Origin of the sequence: Nocardioides malaquae (assembly GCF_015070385.1) — a bacterium.
GTDB classification, from domain to species: domain Bacteria; phylum Actinomycetota; class Actinomycetes; order Propionibacteriales; family Nocardioidaceae; genus Nocardioides; species Nocardioides malaquae.
In genome coordinates this window covers 29,461-51,128 of record NZ_JADCSA010000017.1, presented here as the reverse complement: position 1 = coordinate 51,128, position 21,668 = coordinate 29,461, and the positions used below count along the sequence as shown (strand labels likewise).

The following is a 21,668-nucleotide window of genomic DNA, read 5'->3' as shown; positions in this document are numbered from 1 at the left end:
CCTCTCCCGGATCGTGTTCAACCACCTCACCACCGACCACCAAGCCCGCGCTGCGACTGGACTCGCAGCCGCCGCTTAACATAGGAGAAACACATGAAGCTGACGACCGTCCTCGTGGCGACCTCCGTGCTGACCCTGGCGGCCTGCACCGCTGGCTCCGGCGACGACCCCGCGACGCGGGACGACGCCCCGGCCAGCGGGCAGTCGACCCAGGACGCCGCGCCCGTGACGGTGTCACCCCACGGTGAGGGGGTCTCCTGCTTCAAGGAGCGCGCCCGCGCCGACCGCGACTGGGCGTGGACCGCCGCGCAGGTCCGCGTGCTCGACGACGACCTCACGGGTGTCACGCTCGGGGTCGAGGGCGAGGGCGTGGAGGTCCGTCAGGCCTACGTCGCTCGGCCCACCAACTTCGGCGGCCGCATCGACCACAGCGGCCTGGCGGCGTGGGCCGACCGGCAGGAGCTCATCAGCATCCGGCAGTACTCCCCCGCCGCCGACCTCGAGGCCGACGACTTCTGGGCCCCCACCGAGGGGGAGAACGTCCAGGTCATGATGCGGCTGCGGTTCGACGACGCCGTGCTCGCCGGCGACACGGTCGCGCGGGTCACCGCGGTCACGGCCGAGTGGCAGGGCGAGGATGCGGACGACACCGGGACGGTGCGCGCGGCGACCAACGAGCGCTGGGCGGTCGCCGCGGACTGCGACGCCGTCGTCGAGGCGGAGTGAGCCGCGGGGCTTCCGTCAGCCGTAGTGGCAGACGTACGAGAGCGCCTCGGTGACCTCGATGGCGAAGGACGAGTCGCCGGGCACCGCGAACGAGTCGCCCGCACCGTAGGAGACCCACTCCTCGGAGCCGGCGAGCTTCACCCGGCAGGCGCCGGTGTGGAGCTCCATCACCTCGGGCGCGCCGGTGCCGAACTCCAACGAGGCCGGCAGGATGACGCCCGCGGACTTGCGGGTGCCGTCGGCGGTGAAGAAGGTGTGGCTCACGCAGGCGCCGTCGAAGTAGACGTTGGCGCGCGGGTCGAGCGTGACGTTCTCGTAGGTAGCGGCGTCGGCCATCGGTACCTCCAGGGGTAGGGGTGCGCGCTCAGTGCGCGGCGTCGGCGTCGGACTCGTCGAGCGTGACCGCGGCGTCGGTGTCGACGCCCTCGGCGATCAGCACGGCCGGGGCGAAGCAGGCCATCTCGGCGGAGTCGGGGAAGTCGCTGGCCGCGCAGAGCAGGGTCAGGCCCTCCTCCAGGCGCCAGATCGCGGGCGCGTCGGTGTCGGCGATCGCCTCGACGCTGGGCGCCTCGACGACCTTGACCTGGGCCTGGGTCTCGAGGTCCGCGATCATCAGGTCTCGCGCCTTCTCCGCTTTGGCGGTGTCCATGCCGAGCGTCGGCAGCACGCCCGAGTGGTCGAGCAGGAGCGCACCGGCGGCACCCACGATCGAGAGCACCGCGAAGGCAGCGATGCGACCCGGACCGCCCGACCTCGAGGTGGGCAGGGTGATGAGGCCGGCGAGCAGCATGAAGCCAAGGGCGAGCAGGACGAGCAGCACGGGACAACTTCCTTCGCGACCGCGCGCGGCGGCCTGTCAGTTCGGGGGGACCGCCGGTGAGCCTAACCGCGCCACCTCACACCCTGGTCACCCGCGCCTGCAGCGACTCGGCGCGGCGGCGGTCGAGCGGGGACGTACGCCGGTCCAGACGCCGGTGCAGCCCCTCGCCCGCCTCATCGGGTCGCCCGGCACGCGTCAGCGCGTGGATCAACGTCTCCTCGACGATCTCGCGCTGGGCCGCGGAGCCGCCCGCGCGCACCAGCACGGGCTCCACGTCGCGGAGCAGCTCGACGGCCCGCGACCAGTTCTCGCGCCCGAAGGCGAGCAACGCCTCCACGACCGGCACGACGACGGTCTGGATGACCTCCTCCCCCGAGCCGGCGCAGTGGTGGCGCAGCAGCTCCAACCGGGCGGTGTCGCCGTCCGCGGCCAGCGCGAAGGCCGAGTGCAACGCCACGAAGGGCGTCGCGGGCCGCAGCAGTAGCGCGTCGTCGAGCCCCGTCAGCACGGGCGCGACCGGCGGCGGCGCGGTCTCGCCGGCGAAGGCGGGCGGCACCGCCAGGCCGGAGGTCGCCGTGTCCCAGTCGGAGACGGCGACCCGCCAGCGCCACAGCAGCGACGCCGAGTCGACGAGCGAGCGCACCCCCGTGACCGTCGGCGGCGCGAGCTGGGAGTAGTAGCGGCCGCGCAGCGCCTCCAGGTCACCGAGCGCCAGGTCGTGGAGCGCGGAGTGCCAGGCGAAGTGGGCGCGGTGGGAGGCCGACCGGCCGCTCTCGCGCACCCAGTGGTCGAGCCAGACCCGCCCGGCCTCGTGCTGCCCGGTCTCGTACATCACGTGGGTCAGCGCGTGCACCGCGTGGCCCGACGACGGCTCGCAGGAGAGCGCCGCCTCGGCGAGCAGCCCCGCCTCCTCGGAGCGGCCCTGGTCCTGCCGGGTGAAGGCGAGGAGCGAGATGTACCACCAGTGGTCGCCGTAGGCCGGGGCCAGTCCCTCGACCAGGTCCCACGCCTCGCGCTGCACGTCGACGACGCCGGAGAAGGCGATCGTCGGCACCGCCGCGGAGACCGCCAGGACGTCGCGGGGATAGGTGGCGACGTGGGACATGAGCGCCTGCGCGCCGCTGCGGCGTACGTCCTGGACGCGGCGGGTGATCACGTCGACGAGCGAGGCCTCGCGGTCGTCGCCCCGCCGGCGCACCGCCTCGTGGGCGGCGGTGAGGGAGGCGGCGACGTCGGTGCGGGCGCCGGACTCGTGGCCCAGCATCGCCAGCGCGGCGTGGGCGAGCGCGAAGGTCGGGTCGAGCTCGGTCGCCTCGCGGATCTTGTCCTCGGCGCCGTCCTGCAGCAGCATCAGCCGCTCGAGGCCCTGGTTGTAGGCCGCCGCCGCCTCGGAGGTGGTCGACAGCGGCAGGCCGAGCGGGTCGCGCGGACGCGCCACCGGGTGGTGGCCGCCGACGACGCGACCGTCCTCGAGCCGGCGCGGCAACGGCGCCACGGCGTCGAGCACCTGCGTCGCGACCGCCAACGCCTGCGACCGGATCTCCGGCACGGCGGTCGACTCCCACAGCTCCCCGCGGCGCAGCGCCCCGAGCGTCCAGATCGGGGCGTCGGAGTAGCCGTTGCCGTCGAGCACCCGACCGTCGTCGGTGCGTACGCCCATGCCTGCGGTCGCCGCCGTCGCCAGGGCCGCGCCGGGTCGGGGCCGCAGGAGGTCGTCGAGGAAGGGGTTGCCGAGCAGCCGCACGTCGCCCTGCGGGCCCGTGCAGTTGACGACCCAGCCGACCTCGCGGGTGGTGCCGTCGGAGAGGGTGACCTCCAGGCCGCCGCGGGGCAGCGGCTCGACCTGGAGGACCTCCGCCGAGGTGGTGAGCAGGCGGTCCTGCCCGGTGAGGGCGGCGAGACGCTCCTCGCTGGTCGAGGCCATCTTGTGGCGGGCGACGCCCCAGGCGCCGGCGTCGCGGGCGAGGAACTCCAGCCGGTCCTCCTCGCTCAGCCGCTGCCACAGGGTGGCCACCTGGAAGCGGAGTCCGTCGACGGCGGGGCGCCAGTCGCCGGTGGCCTCGCGGACCCGCTCGACGTGGGCCAGGGCAGCGGCGCGGACCTCCTCCAGCGTGCTGCCCCAGTCGGAGACGTCGGGGATGGTGGCGAGCCGGGGCACGGGCAGGTGCGCCTTGGGCAGCCGGCCGCTGCGCGAGATCGCGTGGAGCACCCGGTCGGGGCGGGCGTCCCGGCCGGAGAGGCTGAGGACGACGTCGACCATGGTGAGGCCCGTGCCGACGATGAGCACGTCGGCGGGGCCGCTGCGGTCGCGGCGCACCACGTCGAGCGCGCCGGGCGCCCACGGGTCCGCCACGAAGAAGGCGCTGTCCCGCAGCTCCTGCGGCGCCCACGCGTGGCCGACGGAGGGCAGCCCGGTGGCGACGACGAGGGCGGAGCCGGTGACCTCGCGGCCGTCGGCGGTGCGCACCGCGACGCCGTCGGCCGTGCGGCGGACCGCGGTGGCCTGCGTACGCACGTGCTGCAGCGACGCAAGCGGGGCCGCGGCCCGGGCGTCGGCCAGGGTGTCGTCGAGGTAGAGCGCGAAGCGGTGGCGCGGCTGGAAGGAGTAGGGGTCGGCTGCCTCGGGCAGCTCGCGGTCGAGCCAGGCGACGAAGTGGCCGGGGTCCTCCGGCAGGGCGCTCATGCCGGCGGCGGTGACGTTGAGCAGGTGCGCGGCGTCGGGCGTACCGAAGGCGGTGCCGCGGCCCCAGCGGTCGGCGGGGTCGACGAGCACCACGTCGATGCCGGTGGAGCGGCGGCCGGCGGTGCGCAGGAGGTGGAGGGCGGTGAGCGTGCCGGCGGCGCCCGCGCCGACGACGACGACCCGGGGACGGTGACAGGTGGTGACCTCACGTGCAGCCATGCTCGCTCCTGAGAGTAGATCCATGTTGTCGAGAATATAACTAGACTTAATGGCCTACGGAACTGTCGTGGCTCACGCCGCCCGGCGTGTGATCCTCCTTGCAGTGGCCCTTCTGGAGGCGGGCTGCGGGGACGCTCAGACCTAGACTCGAACTCATGTCTGAATCCCCCCAGGGCGACGTCTCCGTCGCGCTCTACGAGAGCTTCACCCAGAGCGTCAGGGACCTCGCCGACACGGCCCTGCGCACGAACGCCGGAGCCGACGAGCTGGCTCGCGCGCAGGCCGAGATCGAGGCGATCACCGCCCGCCTGGCCGCCGACCAGATCCCCGGCACCCACGGCGAGCACTGCTCCACCCCCACCGGCGTCAGCGGCTGGGGCAACACCGTCGTCGGCATCCGCAACGCCGCCGCCATGCCGCTGCGCTTCTCCGTCGCCGGGGACGGCATGCGGTTGTGGGCCGACTTCACGCCCGGCGCGCTCTACGAGGGCCCTCCCGGCCACATGCACGGCGGCGTCATCGCGATGCTGCTCGACCAGGCCCTCGGCGAGCTCTCCATGCGCAGCGGCCACCCGGGGCTGACCGCCAACCTGAGCATCGACTACAAGGCCCCCACGAAGCTCAACACGCCGTTGCGCATCGAGGCGTGGTACGACCGCACCGAGGGCGTAAAGACCTGGACCCGCGGCCACATCACCACCGCCGACGGCACCGTCTGCGCGGAGGCGACCGGCCTCTTCATCCTGCCCCGCTGGGTCCGTGACCTGCCGCCCGAGGAAGTGGCCAAGGCCCACCAGCACGACTGAGCGGAACGCACCCCAGCCACGGCGTCATACGGACGGAGCCCTCCAGGGCTCCCACCGTATGACGCCGTGGCGCGGGGCGAAGGGGACGTACGCGCGTCAGCGGGTGTTGATGCCGCGGGCGTTGGCGTCGGTGAGGCGCTGCTCCTCGGCGGCCTGCTGCTCCAGCTCTCGGCGGCGAGCCTCCTCGCGAGCCTTGTCATACTCCCCCGGCTCGGAGACGAGCGCGGCTGCGCCACCGGCGAGCTGCTCGAGCGCCTGACGGGCGAAGATCTGCTGCACCGTCGTGGTGCGCTCCGAGCGACCCCGGCCCAGGAACGAGATCGTCCAGTGCAGCAGGGCGGTGAGGCGGCCCTTGAAGCCGGTGATGTAGATCAGGTGCACGAAGAGCCACATCAGCCAGGCGACGACGCCGCTGAGGCGGAGCTTGCCGACCATCGCGACCGCACGGAAGCGGCTGATGATCGCCATCGATCCCTTGTCGAAGTACTTGAAGGGGCCCTGGGGCGCCTTGCCCTTGAGGCGACCGTCGATCTCCTTCGCGGCGTACTTCGCGCCCTGGATGGCCACCTGGGCGACGCCGGGGAGGTTGTCGAGGCTGATCATGTCGCCGACGACGAAGACCTCGGGGTGGCCCGGCAGGGTCAGGTCGGGGTTGACGGCGATGCGACCGGCCCGGTCGAGGGGCGCGCCCGTCTGCTCCGACAGGGTCTTGGTCAGGGTGGAGGCCTGCACGCCGGCCGCCCAGATCTTGGCGACGGAGTCGATGCGCTCGGTACGTCCGTCCTTGAAGGCGATCGTGAGGCCGCGCTCGTCGACGTCGGTGACCATCGCGCCGAGGATCACCTCGACGCCGAGCTTCTCGAGCTCGCGCTTGGTCTTGTCGCCCAGCTTGGCGCCGAAGGGCGGGAGCACCTGGGGCGCGGCGTCGACGAGGACGACCCGGGCCTCACGCGAGTTGATGGCCCGGAAGTCGTGCTTGAGCGTGCGGTGCGCCAGCTCGGCGATCTGGCCGGCCATCTCGACGCCCGTGGGGCCGGCGCCGACGACCACGAACGTGAGGTGGTGGTCGACGTTGTCGCCACGGGAGGCGCCGAGCTCGGCCATCTCGAAGGCCCCGAAGATGCGCCCGCGCAGCTCAAGGGCGTCGTCGATCGACTTCATGCCCGGGGCGTACGTCGCGAAGTGGTCGTTGCCGAAGTACGACTGGGTGGCGCCCGCGGCGACCAGCAGGGAGTCGTAGGGGGTCACCGTGCGGCGGCCCAGGACCTCCGAGGTGACCAGCTTCTTGTCGAGGTCGATGCCCACGACCTCACCGAGGAGCGTCTTCGCGTTCTTCTGGCCGGCGAGCACCTCCCGGGTCGGCGGCGCGATGGAGCCCTCGGAGAGGATGCCGGTGGCCACCTGGTAGAGCAGGGGCTGGAAGAGGTGGTGCGTCGTCTTGGCGATCACGGTGACGTCGACGTCGGCGTCCTTCAGGCCCTTGGCGCCGAAGAGGCCCCCGAATCCGGAGCCGATCACCACGACACGGTGTCGCTGCGTGGAAGTGTCGGGGGCGGGGGCCATGGAGGAGCCTTTCTCAGGGTCTGTCCGAGGACGGTCACGGACGGTCCAGCTGCCCGAGGACTCGCACGGTGCATGCCCGCCGCCCGGTCGGAACCGTCGTGCGCACGGGGTCTCCGCGCGCACGCCCTCCAGTCTCCCACCAACCCGATCACACCCAAACTCGACGACACGTCACACTCGTCACATCCCCCAGGGGCCGCAAGGATCAGGTACAAAGGAAGTTGCACCACGGGTTTGCCCGCTTCTCGGGAGGGGTAGACGGGGCGTCAGCATGACTCCGTCGCGCCAGCGGCTTGCCTTGCCAGTCTGTCGAACCACCCGAGGACCCACCACGTGCCACTCAACAAAGAAGCACTCCCCCTGGAGCCCACGCCAGCGTCCGTCACCGCGGCGCGCAAGTGGGTCACCACGGTGTGCCTCGAGCTCGGGCGCGACGACTTGGTGGAGTGCTCGGAGCTCGGTGTCTCGGAGCTCGTCACCAACGCCATCCTGCACGGCGACGCTCCCATCCGGTTGAGCGTCCGAGGCACTCGCGACCACCCGCGCATCGAGGTCCACGACGCGTCGCGCCGGCCTCCTGTCCTGCCGCAGGACCCCTTCCGCGACGGGGCGGCGATCGACCTCGACAACCTGGACGAGATCGACGCCTACCTGGCCACCAACGGTCGTGGCCTGGCCATGGTCGCCATGTCGGCGACCGCATGGGGCGCCGCGATCGAGGCCCACGGCAAGGTGGTCTGGTTCGAGCCGGACACCACGGTCAAGGACCACTACGTCGACCCGGTGATGGTCGGCGTGGAGGATCCGGACTCGGAGTGGGAAAGGCTCCCTGACTCGGTGACGGTGCGTCTGGCCGAGGTCGACGTGCAGCTCTTCCAGTCCATGCTCACGCAGTACGGCAACCTCCGCCGAGAGCTCCGCCTGCTGGCCCTGGCGCACGACGGCGACTACCCGTTGGCTGCTGAGCTGACGCACATGTTCAACGCGTTCGAACGTCAGTTCCCGCCCTCGGCCCTGCCCACGCTCGAGCAGTGGTTGCGCGAGGCCGGACCGGTGACCGACCTGGTCTTCGAGGCCTCCGCGCGCTCGACGCACGTCTTCACCCAGATGCTGCAGATGTTCGAGATGGCTGACGACTTCTGCGAGAGCCAGCGCCTGCTCTCGCTCGAGCGGACTCACGAGCAGATCACGCTGCAGCGCTGGATGCTGGAGGAGTTCCTGCGCCAGACCGACGGCCAGGCGCCCATCCCGTGGCCGCTGGTCGTCGAGAGCTACCAGGAGTCCTCGGCCTCTTGAAGGGGTCCGGATGGCCCCAGTGAACCTCGTCGGTGAGTCGCGCGGCTGACGCCTGCCGCACCCCACCGCTGCCCACGGCACGGGCCGTGGCTCAGGCGTACCCCAGCTCGTGGAGTCGTCGGTCGTCGATGCCGAAGTGGTGGGCCACCTCGTGCACGACGGTGACCTGGATCTCCTCCACGAGGTGGTCCCGGTCCTCGCACATCTCCACCAGCGGACGGCGGTAGAGGAAGATGCGGTCCGGCAGCGCGCCCGCGTGGTTGGCCGGACGCTCGGTCAGGGCCCACCCCTCGTAGAGGCCGAGCAGGTCGGGGTCGTCCGGCGCCTCGTCCTGGACGAGGACCACCACGTTGCGCACGAGGCGCGCGAGCTCCTCGGGCACCTGGTCGAGCGCATCGGAGACCAGCGCGTCGAACTCCGCGGGTGAGACCTCACTGAACTCCACGTCGGCGAGCGTAGCCACCCGCCCGAAGCCCGGCTCCCGTGCCGGCGTCGTCAGAAATGCCGAGAGGCCCTCCTGGCTTCCCAGGAGGGCCTCTCGTTCCTGCGACCCTGACGAGACTCGAACTCGCGACCTCCGCCGTGACAGGGCGGCGCGCTAACCAACTGCGCTACAGGGCCATGGTGCTTCAGTACTGCTTCTCGCTCCTTGCGAAGCGAGTGGAACTCTAACCCATCGTCCGCGTCAGTTCCCAATCGGGGGCCTCCGCGGGGTGAAACGTGTCCGGGTCGTACCCCCAACGGGATTCGAACCCGTGCTACCGCCGTGAAAGGGCGACGTCCTAGGCCGCTAGACGATGGGGGCCAGCAACGCGTCACAGCATAGGGGCACCCGACGCCTGCTCCCAAACGGGCCCGCGCCGCACCGGCCCTGGTTTTCCACACCCGCGGCGGCTCATGTAAGGTTTCACCCGCTTGGGCAGGTAGCTCAGTTGGTACGAGCGTTCGACTGAAACTCGAAAGGTCGGCGGTTCGACCCCGCCCCTGCCCACAAGCACCGAAGGGCCCGACTCCGGTCGGGCCCTTCGGCATTCGCCTGGGCCCGGCACAATGGCCGGGTGCTGCCGCCCTTCGAGATCGTCGCCACCCAGCGACCGGTCGACCTCGTCGCGCCGCGCACCGCGGTGCCGTGCCCGCCCGGACAGCTGCACCCGCTCCCCCGCCCCGCGCCGTACGCCGCCCTGCGCGCCGTCGTGGCCGGCGACGTCGCCGTGCAGGAGCGCGTCGACCTCGTGCTCACCAGCGGCGAGGACCGCTTCGTGGGCTGGTGGGACCCGGTCACCGGAACCGTCGGCCTGGAGGTGGCCACCGCCGGGCGGACGACCCGCCACGTCAGCCGTCGCGCCGGCCACGTCACCCACCGCCCCACCGCCCTGGCCCTCACACTGACCGGAACCCACCTCACCCTCTTCTGCCGGAGCGAGGACGGGTGGCAGGCACGCGCACGTCACGACCTCGCCGGACGCTGCGACACCCACACCGAGGGCTGGGCCGCTGCCCTGCACGCCGGTGCCCCGCAGGCCCCGACCGGACTGCTGCGTGACGTCGTCGCGGGCGGGTTCGGCCAGCTCGGGCTGCGCGACCTGCGGTTCGTCTCCACCGCCCGGGGCGACCTGGTGCGTGACGGGGAGCACCTGCTGCTCAGCGCCACCTCCGCCGGCCCCGGATTCTTCGACACCGCGCACACCAGCCTCTGGCGGCTGCACCCCGAGACCCTCGCCCTTGAGCACCTCAGCGACCTGTGGTTCCGCAGGAGCGGCGAGCAGGGGCGTACGGGCGTCTTCGGCGACCACGCCACCCACGTGGTGCGCGACGGCGACACCTGGCTCGTCGCCACGAGCACCTGGGGCGACTTCGACCGCGCCGCGCGACCGGTGCGGGTGGTGCTCGCCGAGACGACCGCGGACCTGACCTCCGGCGAGCACGTCCTCGACGCCCGCGACCTGCCGCTGCCGACCGACGGCTTCCGCTCGGTCGGCGTGTGGGACCCGCACCTGCTGCGCACCGGCGACGGCTGGCGGGTGGGCTACGTCAGCGCCCGCAAGTACTTCACCTTCCACCCGGTGCTCGCCGCCGGGCCCACCCTCGACGACCTGCAGGTCACCGCCGCCGACACCGGTCGCCGCGCCACCGAGGGCACCACCTGGCTCGAGCTCGACGGCCGGCTCCGGGTGCTGGCCAGCGACGGCCGCGACGGCGCGCGCGGGGCGCGGGAGCGCTTCGTGGTCCTCGACGAGGAGCTGCAGGAGGTCGGGACGCTCGACGCGCCCTACTCGACCAACCTGCCGTGGCCCACGCTCGCCCGCCTCGCCGACGACAGCTGGCTGATGGCGACCTTCGACGGCACTCCCGCCGGCGGGGAGATCCTGGGCTACGGCACCCACGGCGACGTCGTGCTGATGCGCTCGACCCCCGACGTCGGGCCGCCCCCGCAGGACTAGGCTGACGTGACGCGGACCACACACCCCGTGGCCGCGCACAGCTCCCGCCACCCGCGGGACCGAACGCCTGGAGGACTGCATGACCGACGGATCCGTCGACCCCTTCACCAGCGACCACGAGCAAGTGGTCTTCGCCCACGACCCCGAGAGCGGCCTGCGCGCGATCATCGCGCTGCACTCCACGGCCCTCGGTCCCGGGCTGGGTGGCACCCGCTTCCACCCCTACGCCAGCACCGCCGACGCGCTGCGCGACGTGCTCGCGCTCTCGCGCGGCATGACCTACAAGAACGCGCTGGCCGGCCTGGACCTCGGCGGGGGCAAGGCCGTGATCATCGGCGACCCACGCCAGGACAAGTCCGAGGCGCTGCTGCGGGCGTACGGCCGTTTCGTCGAGTCGCTCGGCGGGCGCTACGTCACCGCCTGCGACGTCGGCACCTTCAGCGAGGACATGGACGTCGTCGCGCGCGAGTCGCGCCACGTCACGGGGCGTACGCCCGAGCACGGCGGCGCCGGCGACTCGTCCGTGCTGACCGCGTACGGCGTGCACCAGGGGATGCGCGCGTGCTCGGCGCACCTGTGGGGCACCGAGTCGCTCGAGGGCCGCGTCGTCGGCGTCTCCGGTGTCGGCAAGGTCGGTGTGCACCTGGTCGGCCACCTGGTCGACGAGGGCGCCAAGGTGATCGTGACCGACGTGTGGGAGCCGTCGCTCGACCGGATCCGCGACCTGCACCCAGAGGTGGGAGTGGCGTCGTCGACGGAGTCGATGCTGGCCGGGGAGGCCGGGGACCTGGAGATCTACGCCCCCTGCGCCTTGGGCGGCGCGGTCACCGCGGAGGTCGCCCGCACCACCGGGGCGCGCATCATCTGCGGCGCCGCCAACAACCAGCTGGCCGACGACGACGTGGCCCGAGTGCTCACCGAGCGCGGCGTGCTCCACGCCCCCGACTTCGTGGTCAACGCCGGCGGCGTCATCCAGGTCGCCGACGAGCGCGAAGGGTTCGACTTCGAGCGCGCCAGGCGCCGCGCGCACCGCATCGGCGCCACCACCCTCGAGGTCCTGGAGCAGGCGCACCGCGAGGGGGTCACGACGACCGAGGCCGCCGAGCGGCTCGCCGAACGTCGCATCCACGACGTGGCTCGTCTGCGCAGGATCCACCTGCGCAACGGGTGAGTCTGGGGCTCACCCGGACGAACGGGCGGGACGTGCGCGCCTCGCGGCTGGGGACCCGTGGGTCTCTGGTCGCGAAGCGCTCACGTCCCGACGTTCAGTCGCGAGGGTCTGCGTAGTCCGTCCAGTCGTCGACGAAGTCGTCCGACTCGTCCCGGTCGCCACTGCCCTTGTCACCGTGCAGCTCTCGTGCCAGCGCCCCGAAGTCCGTCTCGTGAGTGCGGTACTTCAGGTCGCGAGCGACCTTCGTCTGCTTAGCCTTAGCTCGGCCGCGCCCCATAGGGTCCGACCCCCTCGCACGCTTGGCCGGGGCTCCCGGCGCGAACGCCATGGCACCCGGTCTCTTGTCTGGATACTCGTGGGGGTAACGCTACCTGTTCAGTGGTTGTTCCTGCACACCCCATCGACAATTGGGTCCACCGCCCTGCTCCGGAGCCCGTAGAAAGGCCTCCTCGGCGGGGTCGGCGGCTGCCATACTCCCTACATGACACGGGGGTGGCGGGGTCGAGCCGCGCTGGTGGCAGTCGCAGTGGCTGCCCTGACGGGGACGGCTGGGTGCTCGACCTGGGCGGACCTGACCGCTGAGGCGGAGCCGCCCGAGCTGCGGGCGACGTGGACGATCCCCGGTCTCGACATGAACCCGGAGCACGTCGGCCCCCACCACTGGGCCACGCTGCCGATGCGGCGCAACGGCGTCGGCTGGGGCACCACCTGGACGGCAGGGGCGGTGGCCATGGTCGACGCGCGGACCGGGAAGGCGACCCATCGCCGGCTGCCCGGCGATGGCCGACCCTGCGCCTTCCCCAGGACCATCTCGCCCGACGGCCTGGTGGTCGTGACGCTCCCGTCCGGTAGGGGTCGCATCAACGCCTGCAACCGGGTCATGGGTCTCGATGCGGCCACCGGTCGACCGCGGTGGGTCACCGACGACGTGGACCTCTCCCCGCTGGCCCTGCCCCGGCGCGAGCGCCACGTGGTCCTGGGTGCCGACGACGACGTGGTGGCCCTGGCCCGCATCGACGGGGACGCCGTGTGTCTCGACAGCAGTCACGGTGGGCCCGTGGAGAGCGATGACGCGGCCTGTCGCGCGCTGGCCGACCGGCTCACCCACGCCGACCTGCCCGCCCTCACCGACCTCGACGGGGAGCCGGTGCCCCTCACCGCCGACGGCCTGTCGGACACGACCGAGATCGGCCGCACCGACGAGGTGCTCCTGGTCGAGACGCTCGTGCCCGACGACACGGCCCGCGGCGCGATCGAGGTGGTGCGGGCCCACGACCTCGAGACCGGCGAGACGCTGTGGGAGAAGTCCGACCTCGAGCTCGATCCCCACGGCGACGCCACGACCTGGAATCGGCGTGAGCGCTACTTCGTGGCGCCGTCGGGGATCGCCCGCGTCTCCTACGACTACGTCGAGGGCCCTTCCGAGGATCCCGAGGAGCTCACCGCGAGCGAGGACGCGGAACTGGACTACGACCTCACCGAGTCGCAGGTCAGCGTGGAGGAGCTGACCACGACGCCGATGGTCATCACGGCCGTGGACCCGCGCACCGGGGAGGACCTTGAGACGGTCGCCACGATGGAGGGGGCCTGGTTCGCCGGCCAGTTCAGCGACATGACGGTCGCCCTGACCGACCAGGAACAGCTCTTCCGCTCCACCATCTCCGGCTTCGAGCTGCCGCGATGGTGAACGGGTCCGCACGTCGTCCGGGGCGGCCCACCCAGTGAGGAAGGACGCCTCCCCGGGGCGGCCTGGTCACCAGCCGGGGTGCTGGCCCGTCAGGGTGACCTTGCCGGCCTCGTCGGCGCCCGCCTCACGGACCTCGCCGGCGACCCACGCCCGGATGCCGAACTCGGCCAGGCCGGCGATCGCGGCGTCGACGTCGGCAGGCGCGGTCAGCGAGACCATGCCGACGCCCTGGTTGAGGGTGGCCTCCAGGTCGGGCTGCGGCACGCTGCCGACCTGACGCACGAGGTCGAAGATCGGCTGCGGCGTCCAGGTGCCGCGGTCGATCGTCGCGGTCAGCTCCTTCGGCATCACGCGCTCCAGGTTGGCCGCGAGGCCGCCGCCGGTGACGTGGGACATCGCGTGGGTCTCGGTGCGCTTCGCCAGGTCGAGGCAGGCCTTGGCGTAGATGCGGGTCGGCACGAGCAGCTCCTCGCCGAGGGTGGTGCCGAGCTCGTCGACGTGGCGGTCGAGCTCCCACTTCGCCGTGTTCAGCAGCACGTGGCGCACCAGCGAGTAGCCGTTGGAGTGCAGGCCCGAGGCCTCCATCGCGATGACGACGTCCCCGGCGCGGACCCGGTCGGCGCCCAGCAGGTCATCGGCCTCGACGACACCGGTCGTCGCACCCGCGACGTCGTACTCGTCGGGCGCCAGCAGGCCCGGGTGCTCGGCGGTCTCGCCACCGACCAGCGCCGTGCCGGCCAGGACGCACGCCTCGGCGATGCCCTTGACGATCGCGGCGATGCGCTCGGGCACGACCTTGCCGGTCGCGATGTAGTCGGTCATGAAGAGCGGCTCGGCACCGCAGACCACGAGGTCGTCGACGACCATGCCGACGAGGTCGTGGCCGATGGTGTCGTGCACGTCCATCTTCTGCGCGATCGCGACCTTGGTGCCGACACCGTCGGTGGAGGTGGCCAGCAGGGGCCGCTTGTACTTCGTCAGCGCGGAGGCGTCGAAGAGTCCGGCGAACCCGCCGAGACCGCCGAGCATCTCGGGGCGACGGGCCTTCTCGACCCACTCCTTCATCAGGTCGATGGCGCGGTCGGCGGCCTCGATGTCGACGCCGGCGGCGGCGTAGGCGGTGGGGGCGTCGGTCACGTGGGCTCCTGGTCGGTGCGGGTTCGGGCGCGGGTGGGGGCGTACGTCACGGGCGGTCGAGCGCGTCGGTGGCACCGCCGCCGGCCAGCGAGACCGCCAGCCCGTCGACGTCAGTGGCGACGATCGACGCGGCGTCGACCGGCGACTGCTCGAGCAGGCTCTTGCCGCCGAGGGTCGGGTCGGGCAGGGGGATCGGGTACTCGCCGTCGAAGCACGCGCGGCAGAGGTTCTGCTTCGGCACCGTGGTGGCGTCGACGAGGTCGTCGAGGTCGATGTAGCCCAGCGAGTCGGCGTCGATCGAGCGCTGGATCTCCTCGAGCGTCAGGCCGTTGGCGATCAGCTCAGCCCGGGTCGCGAAGTCGATGCCGTAGAAGCAGGGCCACTTCACCGGCGGCGACGAGATGCGTACGTGCACCTCGCGGGCTCCGGCCTCGCGCAGCATCCTGATCAGGGCGCGCTGGGTGTTGCCCCGCACGATCGAGTCGTCGACGACGACCAGGCGCTTGCCCTCGATCACGTCGCGCAACGGGTTGAGCTTGAGGCGGATGCCGAGCTGACGGATCGTCTGCGAGGGCTGGATGAAGGTGCGCCCGACGTAGGAGTTCTTGACGAGCCCGACCCCGTAGGGGATGCCGGACTCCTCGGCGTAGCCGATGGCCGACGGGGTGCCGGACTCCGGCACCGGGATGACCAGGTCGGCCTCGGCGGGGAACTGACGCGCCAGGCGACGGCCGATCTCGACGCGCACGCTGTGGACGCGCTTGTCGTTCATCAGGGTGTCGGGGCGCGCCAGGTAGACGAACTCGAAGAGGCAGTGCTTGGGGGCGGCCTCGGCGAAACGGTTGGTGCGCAGGCCGTCCGCGTCGACGGCGATCATCTCGCCGGGCTCGACCTCACGGATGAAGGAGGCACCGACGATGTCGAGGGCCGCGGTCTCGGAGGCGACCACCCAGCCCCGCTCGAGGCGTCCGAGCACCAACGGCCGGATGCCCTGCGGGTCGCGCGCTGCGTACAGCGTGTGCTCGTCCATCCAGACGAACGAGAAGGCACCCTTGACCTGCGGCAGCAGCTCGAGGGCGCGCTCCTCGACCGTGATGCCGGGATGGTCGGCGAGCAGGGCGGTCACGACGCTGGTGTCGTTGGTGGAGACCGGCATCCGCTGGTCGGGCTCGACGCCCTGGGCCAGCAGCTCGGCCAGGTCGGCGGTGTTGGTCAGGTTGCCGTTGTGTGCCAGCGCCAGCGACCCGTGGGGCGTGGGGTGGAAGGTGGGCTGGGCGTTGTGCCACGTGCTCGCGCCGGTCGTGGAGTAGCGGGCGTGACCGATGGCCAGGTGTCCGTTGAGGGAGTTGAGCGTCGCGTCGTCGAAGACCTGCGACACCAGACCCATGTCCTTGTAGACGAGGATCTGCTTGCCGTTGCTGACCGCGATGCCGGCGGACTCCTGGCCGCGGTGCTGCAGGGCGTAGATGCCGAAGTACGTCAGCTTGGCGACGTCCTCACCGGGCGCCCACACGCCGAAGACACCACAGGCGTCCTGGGGACCTTGGTCCTGGGGGTCGATGGCGGCCGACAGTCTCCCGTCGCCGCCCTTGCGCATGTTGCTGGCCTGGCCCACGTCTCCCAGTGTAGGGCCGCGTCGGCCGGACGGCTCCCGCCATCGACGACCTCGGACGCACGCGTGGGCGCGAGGAGACGAAGGTCACCCGCATCTCGGCACCACACCCGTTACGTCGGCCCGAAATTCGTATCCCAAATTGGGTATGTCGCCATGTGGCCGCCGCTACTGTGGACTACCAGGACGAGCGTCCGGGCACTCGGGTCCCTGCACGCAGGTCGCGTGGCACAGCACGTGCAACGCGCCAGGAACGACGTACACACCGCCACGCACGTGGCACCGAGGACACCGAGGGGGGAGCATGCGGAGCCCGCACGACGACGCGGCAGTCGCCGACACGCTGCACACCATCCTCTCGAGCGTCACCGACCTGCTCGGGTTCGAGCTGGCGACCATCAGCCTCGTCCAGCCCGACGGGGCACTGGAGACCGTGGCGGTCGCGGGCACTTCCGAGGCGCAGCTTGCCCTCATGGGCCACCGCATCGAGTCCTCCGTGGTCGAGAGCGAGTTGGCCGACGCCGAGGAGTGGGGGCCGCTGCGCTTCATGCCCCACGACCGCATGCGCCTGCCGGCCGAACGGTTCGTGTGGGTGCCCCAGGACGTGGAGCCCACCGACGACCCGACCCGGTGGCACCCCCTCGACGTGCTCGTCGCCCCGCTCCGCGACGAGGAGGGACGGCTGCGGGCCCTGATCTCCGTCGACTCCCCCGAGGATCGGCTGCGGCCCGCCGGCGAGGACCGCAAGAACCTCGAGCGCTTCATCGACCAGACCCGCCCGGCGGTGCTCAACCTCATCGAACGCTCCGAGCTCGCGGCCCAGCTGCGGCTCGCCGACGCGGCGCGCCTGGTGGTGCGCGAGGCCAGCTCGGAGCTCTCCATCCAGAGCATCATCGACGTCACGCAGCACGCCATCACCCGTTGCTTCGACGCCTTCGGGATGTGGATCCAGACCTTCGACGAGGACGGCGACGGCAAGGGCGTGATCCACGCCTCCAACGGTGCCGAGATCCGACTCTCGGAGGACATCCGCCGCATCGCCCGGCCCGCCGCCCGCATGATGTGGGACGCCCAGCTCGTCGCGGTGATCGGCCAGGACTCCGTGCGTCCGGCCGTGCTCACCCCCGAGCACGAGAACCAGATCTTCGACTTCATGCGGACCATCGAGGTGACCTCGATGCTCTTCATTCCTCTCGGCGCCGGCAAGGAGTGCCTGGGCAACCTGGTGCTGACCCGGCACGACGACGCCCGCGCCGACTGGTCCGACATGGAGCAGCGCGTCGCCCTCGACATCGGCCACGACCTCGGCCGAGCACTGCTCAACGCCCGCGCCTTCGAGCGGGAGCGTCGTCTCGTCGATGAGTTGCGCGAGCTCGACTCCTACAAGTCGCGGCTCGTCGCCACTCTGGCCCACGAGCTGAAGAACCCCCTGACCTCGATCCTCGGACACACCGAGATCCTCGGAGCCTCTCCTGACCTGGGTGCGGCGGAACGCACCTCGGTGGGGGCCGTCGAGCGCGGGGCGGCTCGCATGCAGCGCCTCGTCGACGACCTGCTGACGCTGGCCCACGCCGGCGACCCGCACACGCCCTTCACCCCCACCCCCGTCGACCTCCACGCAGCTGTGCTCGAGGCGGTCGACCTGCTCCGGGTCACCGTCAACCACAAGGCGCTCGACGTCGTCGTCGAAGCGCCCGAGGACAGCATCAAGGTGTTGGCCGAGCCCGACGGCGTCGAGCAGATCCTCTCCAACCTGATCAGCAACGCCACCAAGTACACCCCCGAGGGCGGGCGCGTCACCGTGCGCCTCACCCCGATGAAGCGGTACGTCCGGCTCGAGGTCAGCGACACCGGCCTGGGCATCTCGCCCCGCGACCAGGAGCAGCTCTTCTCGGAGTTCTTCCGCTCCACCAACCCCGAGGCCGTGGCACTGCCCGGCACCGGTCTGGGTCTGGCCATCGTGCAGCGCATCGTCGAGCGCCACCGGGGTCGGATCCACTTCACCTCCGAGCTCGGCGAGGGCACCACCTTCACGGTGACGCTCCCCCGCGCCTGACTCGCGGGCGGCCGCGGGAAATCTCATGATGCGGACCCGACGGGTGCGGACGCTCTCGCCGCACCCCTAAGGTGCCGATCACTGTGTTCGAGGACACAGGACCGGGAGGGACACGCAGAGCGTGCCGGTCGCACACCATCAATGGGAGGGACCCCACAGTCATGCCTGAATTCACGCCCAGTCGGCGTAGCGTCATCCGGACCGCCGCGTGGTCCGTTCCTGCAATCACCGTGGCGACCGCCGCGCCGGCGTTCGCCGCCTCGTCGCCTGGAAGCGACCCGGTGTACACCACAGTCACGAAGGACTTCCTCTTCAGTTCCACCAACACCCTGGGGACGTTTGACATCCCCGTGACCGTTGTCGCTGAGAACGTGCCGGTGCTGGCTCCCGCTGGCGCCACCCTTCTCCCCATTACCACCACATCGACTGTGACGATCCCGGCACAGGTTGCACAAGGTCTCGCCTACCTGATCCTTGGAGACTTCAGCAATCCGGCCGCGAAGATTGGTGGGACCTCAGAGTCCACGGTGACGCTCAGCGGGGCAATCAACGAAGACCGCACCACCGACTTGACGATTCCCACGGTGCCGTACGTGACTGGCCAGCCACTCATCACCATCGCTTCCGGCACCAGCGACTCCTTGGTTCTGCCTGCTGGCGCCACGGGTCAGGTCACCATGACCATTGGCTCGCCCAAGTCGATCCTCATGGGCTACAACGCCGACGACACCTCGACGGGTAAGCCTCCGTACAACTCGGTCCTGGACAAGCTGCCCGGCGAGGACTACACGCTGGCTGTGTACACGATCGAGTGACGTTCTCGCTCACACGAGCGCCCCTTGTCGATGACAAGGGGCGCTCGTGATTGAGCGCTTAAGAGGTCCCGACCGGGGCCAGCCTCAGCCCCGAGCGAGGTTCTTCAACAGCAGCATCTCGGCCAGCAGCACCTTCTCCCACTCGGCCAGGTGCAGGCCCTCGTTGGCGCCGTGGGCCCGGGTGTCGGGGTCCTCGACCCCGGTCACGAGCACGCTGGCCTCGGGGAAGGTCTCGAGGAACTCGGCGATGAAGGGGATCGAGCCCCCGACGCCCATGTCGACCGGCGCGGTGCCGCCCCAGGCCTCGGTGAAGGCGGCGCGCGCGGCGTCGTAGGCCGGGCCGGTGGCATCGATCTGGGTCGCCTCGCCGGTGTCGACGACGGTCATGTCGAGCGTCGCGCCCCACGGCACGTGCTTCTCCAGGTGCGCCTGCAGCGCCGCGAGCGCGTTGGCGGAGGTGTCGGCGGGAGACGTACGCAGGCTGAAGCGCGCGCGGGCGGCCGGCACCAACGTGTTGGAGGCGCCCTCGACCTGCGGGGCGTCGAAGCCGGTGATCGCCAGGGCCGGCTTGGTCCAGAGGCGTTCCACGACCGGACCGGAGCCGATCCACTCGACGCCGGGCGCACCGCCGGACTCGGCGCGCAGCCGCTCCTCCGGGTAGTCGACATCGGCCGCCGGCGACGACTTGAGGCCCTCGACGACCAGGTCTCCGGCGTCGTCGAAGCACGAGGAGATCAGCCGGCTCAGTGCCGTGATCGCGTCGGGCACGAGGCCGCCCCACATGCCGGAGTGGACGGCGTGCGAGAGCGTACGCACCTCGACGTCGAGGCGGACCAGGCCGCGCAGGCTGGTGGTCAGGGCCGGCACGCCGATGTCCCAGTTGCCCGAGTCGGCGATCACGATGACGTCGGCGGCGAGCTCGTCGCGGTGGGCCTGCAGCAGCGCGGGCAACGACTCCGAGCCCATCTCCTCCTCGCCCTCGACGAAGAGGACGAGGTTGACCGGCAGGTCGTCGCCGAAGGCGCGAGCCGCCGCGAGGTGGGTGATCACCCCGGCCTTGTCGTCGGCCGATCCGCGACCGTAGAGCCGGTCCCCCCGCTCGGTCGGCTCGAAGGGCGGGGAGTCCCAGTCGGCCGGGTCGTTCTCGGGCTGCACGTCGTGGTGGGCGTAGAGCAGCACCGTCGGCGCGCCCTCCGGCCCCGACTTGTGAGCGATGACCGCGGGCGCGGACCCGTCGTCGTTGGCGGAGACGATCTTCGTCTCGAAGCCCTCGGCGGCGAAGAGGTCACGCACGGCCTCGGCGCTGCGCTGCACCTCGCCGGCCCGCGAGGGGTCGGCGGAGACGGACTCGATGCGGACGAGGTCCTCGAGGTCGCGACGCAGGCCGGGCAGGAGTTCGGTGAGGCGGGCGCGGAGCTGGTCAGTCATGCTCGCCACCTTACGGGCGCCGGTGCGCCCGGTCAGGTGAGCCCTAGGCGATGCGCCCGGGCAGCATCTGGAAGAGCTCGGTCACCGTCTCGGTGGTCTCGAAGCCCAGTCGGCGGTAGACGTTGATCGCGGGGCCGTCGGGGTCGGCGACGATGACGAGCTGTCGGGCGCCGGGGCGGGCGAGCGCCCACTGGCCCATGCGGTGGATGAGCGTCGAGCAGATCCCGCGGCCGCGCTGGCGGGAGTGGGTGAGCACGGCGCGGTAGCGGTAGACGCCGTCGCCGGTGTCGTAGATGCCGGCGCTGGCGGCGAGCCGTCCGTCGACGAAGACACCCCACCGGCGCCCGAGGCCGGCGTCGACGAGCCGCTGCTCGGCGCGAGCCCGGGCGCGCAGGTAGTCGCGGGACTCGCGCTGGCGCCCCTCCTGGCCCATGGCGCCGAGCTCGAGGTCGACCCACTTGTCCCACTCGTCGGAGGTGAGCGGTCGGATGCCGCCCTCCACGAACGGCCGTTCGGGCGCGACGAGCCGCTCGGCGGTCATCACCTCGGCCACCCCGGCCTCCATGCCGGCGGCAGCGAACTCGGCCGTGTCGACCTCGACGCCGGCGTCCACCCCGATCGCGCGGTGGCGGTTGGTCCGGAACCAGGAGTCGAAGGCACCCATCACCTCACGGGCACCCCCCGGCAGCGGCGCCTGCTGGAGCAACATGAAGTTGCCCCACCGGAAGGCCGGGTTGTCCGGCGTGGTCACCAGCAGGTGGGTGCCGCAGTCGGTGACGGTGCTGCCCGACTGCTCGAGGATCGCGATGTCGGTGCGCCACGCCAGCGAGGTGATCTCCATGGGTCAATCCTCCACCAGGGGCAGGTGGGGTGTCAGGTCGGCTCGCTGCCCGCTCGCCGTCACCCGGCCGGAGGCCTCGGCGTCGCCCCAGACGAGCTCACCGGTGGCGAGCGCGATCCACGTCTCGGCGTCCATCTCGACGACGGCCGGCGGCGTGCCGCGCGTGTGGCGTACGCCCTCGATGACCTGCACGGCGGCGAACGGCGGCACGCGCACCTCGACCGACCGCCCCGGCGCCCGCTCGGCGAGCACCGCCATGAAGTGCTTGGTGAGCAGCTTGCTGTCGGCCTTCGTACGCGGGTGCGCGGCGAGGGCGGCAGCCACCGCGGCTGGATCGGCGGGGCGCAGGCGGGGCGGCATGCGGCTC

The 21,668-nt window shown here is 71.6% G+C and carries 19 protein-coding genes and 3 tRNA genes; 9 read left to right on the top strand and 13 right to left on the bottom strand.

The window, feature by feature from the left end:
• Positions 1 to 93: 93 nt before the first annotated feature.
• Complete coding sequence (locus IEQ44_RS14610) at positions 94 to 726, top strand: hypothetical protein (RefSeq protein ID WP_193639203.1); 633 nt, start codon at positions 94 to 96, stop codon at positions 724 to 726.
• Between the two features lie 15 nt (positions 727 to 741).
• On the opposite strand, the gene ppnP is transcribed toward IEQ44_RS14610, so the two are convergent.
• From ppnP to IEQ44_RS14595, 3 genes are all read right to left on the bottom strand, one after another.
• Entirely contained in the window at positions 742 to 1,062 is a 321-nt protein-coding gene (gene ppnP, locus IEQ44_RS14605) for a pyrimidine/purine nucleoside phosphorylase (protein WP_193639202.1), read from the bottom strand.
• A gap of 28 nt (positions 1,063 to 1,090) precedes the next feature.
• Entirely contained in the window at positions 1,091 to 1,546 is a 456-nt protein-coding gene (locus IEQ44_RS14600; protein WP_193639201.1) for a hypothetical protein, read from the bottom strand.
• Positions 1,547 to 1,622: 76 nt separating this feature from the next.
• A complete protein-coding gene (locus IEQ44_RS14595; protein ID WP_193639200.1) occupies positions 1,623 to 4,448 on the bottom strand; it encodes an FAD/NAD(P)-binding protein in 2,826 nt (941 codons plus the stop codon).
• A 155-nt stretch (positions 4,449 to 4,603) separates the two neighbouring features.
• Between IEQ44_RS14595 and IEQ44_RS14590 the strand changes: the two genes are divergently transcribed.
• Positions 4,604 to 5,254 carry a PaaI family thioesterase gene (locus tag IEQ44_RS14590; RefSeq protein ID WP_193639199.1) on the top strand — a complete coding sequence of 217 codons (651 nt, stop codon included), beginning with the start codon at positions 4,604 to 4,606 and terminating at the stop codon, positions 5,252 to 5,254.
• Positions 5,255 to 5,350: 96 nt separating this feature from the next.
• Here the strand turns inward: IEQ44_RS14590 and IEQ44_RS14585 are convergent, their stop codons facing one another.
• Positions 5,351 to 6,817, bottom strand: a complete 1,467-nt coding sequence (locus IEQ44_RS14585; protein ID WP_193639198.1) for an NAD(P)/FAD-dependent oxidoreductase — start codon at positions 6,815 to 6,817, stop codon at positions 5,351 to 5,353.
• A 333-nt stretch (positions 6,818 to 7,150) separates the two neighbouring features.
• On the opposite strand from IEQ44_RS14585, the gene IEQ44_RS14580 reads away from it, so the two are divergent.
• Complete coding sequence (locus IEQ44_RS14580) at positions 7,151 to 8,113, top strand: ATP-binding protein (protein WP_193639197.1); 963 nt, start codon at positions 7,151 to 7,153, stop codon at positions 8,111 to 8,113.
• A gap of 91 nt (positions 8,114 to 8,204) precedes the next feature.
• Here the strand turns inward: IEQ44_RS14580 and IEQ44_RS14575 are convergent, their stop codons facing one another.
• The 3 genes from IEQ44_RS14575 to IEQ44_RS14565 all read right to left on the bottom strand — a co-directional run bounded on the left by IEQ44_RS14575 (position 8,205) and on the right by IEQ44_RS14565 (position 8,918).
• On the bottom strand, positions 8,205 to 8,558 hold the full coding sequence (locus IEQ44_RS14575) for a metallopeptidase family protein (RefSeq protein WP_193639209.1): 354 nt from the start codon (positions 8,556 to 8,558) through the stop codon (positions 8,205 to 8,207).
• 102 nt (positions 8,559 to 8,660) lie between these two features.
• A tRNA-Asp gene (locus IEQ44_RS14570) sits at positions 8,661 to 8,734 on the bottom strand.
• A gap of 111 nt (positions 8,735 to 8,845) precedes the next feature.
• Positions 8,846 to 8,918: transfer RNA gene (locus IEQ44_RS14565), tRNA-Glu, on the bottom strand.
• A 112-nt stretch (positions 8,919 to 9,030) separates the two neighbouring features.
• On the opposite strand from IEQ44_RS14565, the gene IEQ44_RS14560 reads away from it, so the two are divergent.
• The 3 genes from IEQ44_RS14560 (at position 9,031) to IEQ44_RS14550 (ending at position 11,725) form a co-directional block, all read left to right on the top strand.
• A tRNA-Phe gene (locus tag IEQ44_RS14560) sits at positions 9,031 to 9,104 on the top strand.
• Positions 9,105 to 9,171: 67 nt separating this feature from the next.
• Entirely contained in the window at positions 9,172 to 10,554 is a 1,383-nt protein-coding gene (locus IEQ44_RS14555) for a hypothetical protein (RefSeq protein WP_193639196.1), read from the top strand.
• 79 nt (positions 10,555 to 10,633) lie between these two features.
• Complete coding sequence (locus tag IEQ44_RS14550; RefSeq protein ID WP_193639195.1) at positions 10,634 to 11,725, top strand: Glu/Leu/Phe/Val family dehydrogenase; 1,092 nt, start codon at positions 10,634 to 10,636, stop codon at positions 11,723 to 11,725.
• A gap of 94 nt (positions 11,726 to 11,819) precedes the next feature.
• On the opposite strand, the gene IEQ44_RS14545 is transcribed toward IEQ44_RS14550, so the two are convergent.
• A complete protein-coding gene (locus IEQ44_RS14545) occupies positions 11,820 to 12,002 on the bottom strand; it encodes a DUF3073 domain-containing protein (protein WP_193639194.1) in 183 nt (60 codons plus the stop codon).
• A 204-nt stretch (positions 12,003 to 12,206) separates the two neighbouring features.
• Here IEQ44_RS14545 and IEQ44_RS14540 point away from each other — a divergent pair, with 204 nt between their 5' ends.
• Positions 12,207 to 13,412: a PQQ-binding-like beta-propeller repeat protein gene (locus tag IEQ44_RS14540; RefSeq protein ID WP_193639193.1), complete on the top strand. Its 1,206-nt coding sequence runs from the start codon at positions 12,207 to 12,209 to the stop codon at positions 13,410 to 13,412.
• Positions 13,413 to 13,478: 66 nt separating this feature from the next.
• Here the strand turns inward: IEQ44_RS14540 and purM are convergent, their stop codons facing one another.
• Entirely contained in the window at positions 13,479 to 14,549 is a 1,071-nt protein-coding gene (gene purM / locus IEQ44_RS14535) for a phosphoribosylformylglycinamidine cyclo-ligase (protein WP_193639208.1), read from the bottom strand.
• A 46-nt stretch (positions 14,550 to 14,595) separates the two neighbouring features.
• On the bottom strand, positions 14,596 to 16,146 hold the full coding sequence (gene purF / locus IEQ44_RS14530; RefSeq protein WP_193639207.1) for an amidophosphoribosyltransferase: 1,551 nt from the start codon (positions 16,144 to 16,146) through the stop codon (positions 14,596 to 14,598).
• A 319-nt stretch (positions 16,147 to 16,465) separates the two neighbouring features.
• On the opposite strand from purF, the gene IEQ44_RS14525 reads away from it, so the two are divergent.
• Together IEQ44_RS14525 and IEQ44_RS14520 are read left to right on the top strand one after the other, a co-directional pair.
• Positions 16,466 to 18,217 carry a sensor histidine kinase gene (locus IEQ44_RS14525; RefSeq protein ID WP_193639192.1) on the top strand — a complete coding sequence of 584 codons (1,752 nt, stop codon included), beginning with the start codon at positions 16,466 to 16,468 and terminating at the stop codon, positions 18,215 to 18,217.
• Positions 18,218 to 18,378: 161 nt separating this feature from the next.
• Positions 18,379 to 19,032 (top strand): DUF6801 domain-containing protein, encoded by a 654-nt coding sequence (locus tag IEQ44_RS14520; RefSeq protein ID WP_193639191.1) that lies wholly within the window; start codon positions 18,379 to 18,381, stop codon positions 19,030 to 19,032.
• 84 nt (positions 19,033 to 19,116) lie between these two features.
• Here the strand turns inward: IEQ44_RS14520 and IEQ44_RS14515 are convergent, their stop codons facing one another.
• Genes IEQ44_RS14515 through IEQ44_RS14505 form a run of 3 tightly spaced genes read right to left on the bottom strand, consistent with a single transcriptional unit; the run spans position 19,117 to position 21,661 of the window.
• Entirely contained in the window at positions 19,117 to 20,460 is a 1,344-nt protein-coding gene (locus IEQ44_RS14515; RefSeq protein WP_193639190.1) for a dipeptidase, read from the bottom strand.
• Positions 20,461 to 20,503: 43 nt separating this feature from the next.
• Positions 20,504 to 21,301 (bottom strand): GNAT family N-acetyltransferase, encoded by a 798-nt coding sequence (locus IEQ44_RS14510; protein WP_193639189.1) that lies wholly within the window; start codon positions 21,299 to 21,301, stop codon positions 20,504 to 20,506.
• Between the two features lie 3 nt (positions 21,302 to 21,304).
• Entirely contained in the window at positions 21,305 to 21,661 is a 357-nt protein-coding gene (locus IEQ44_RS14505; RefSeq protein WP_193639188.1) for a sterol carrier family protein, read from the bottom strand.
• Positions 21,662 to 21,668 lie beyond the last annotated feature (7 nt).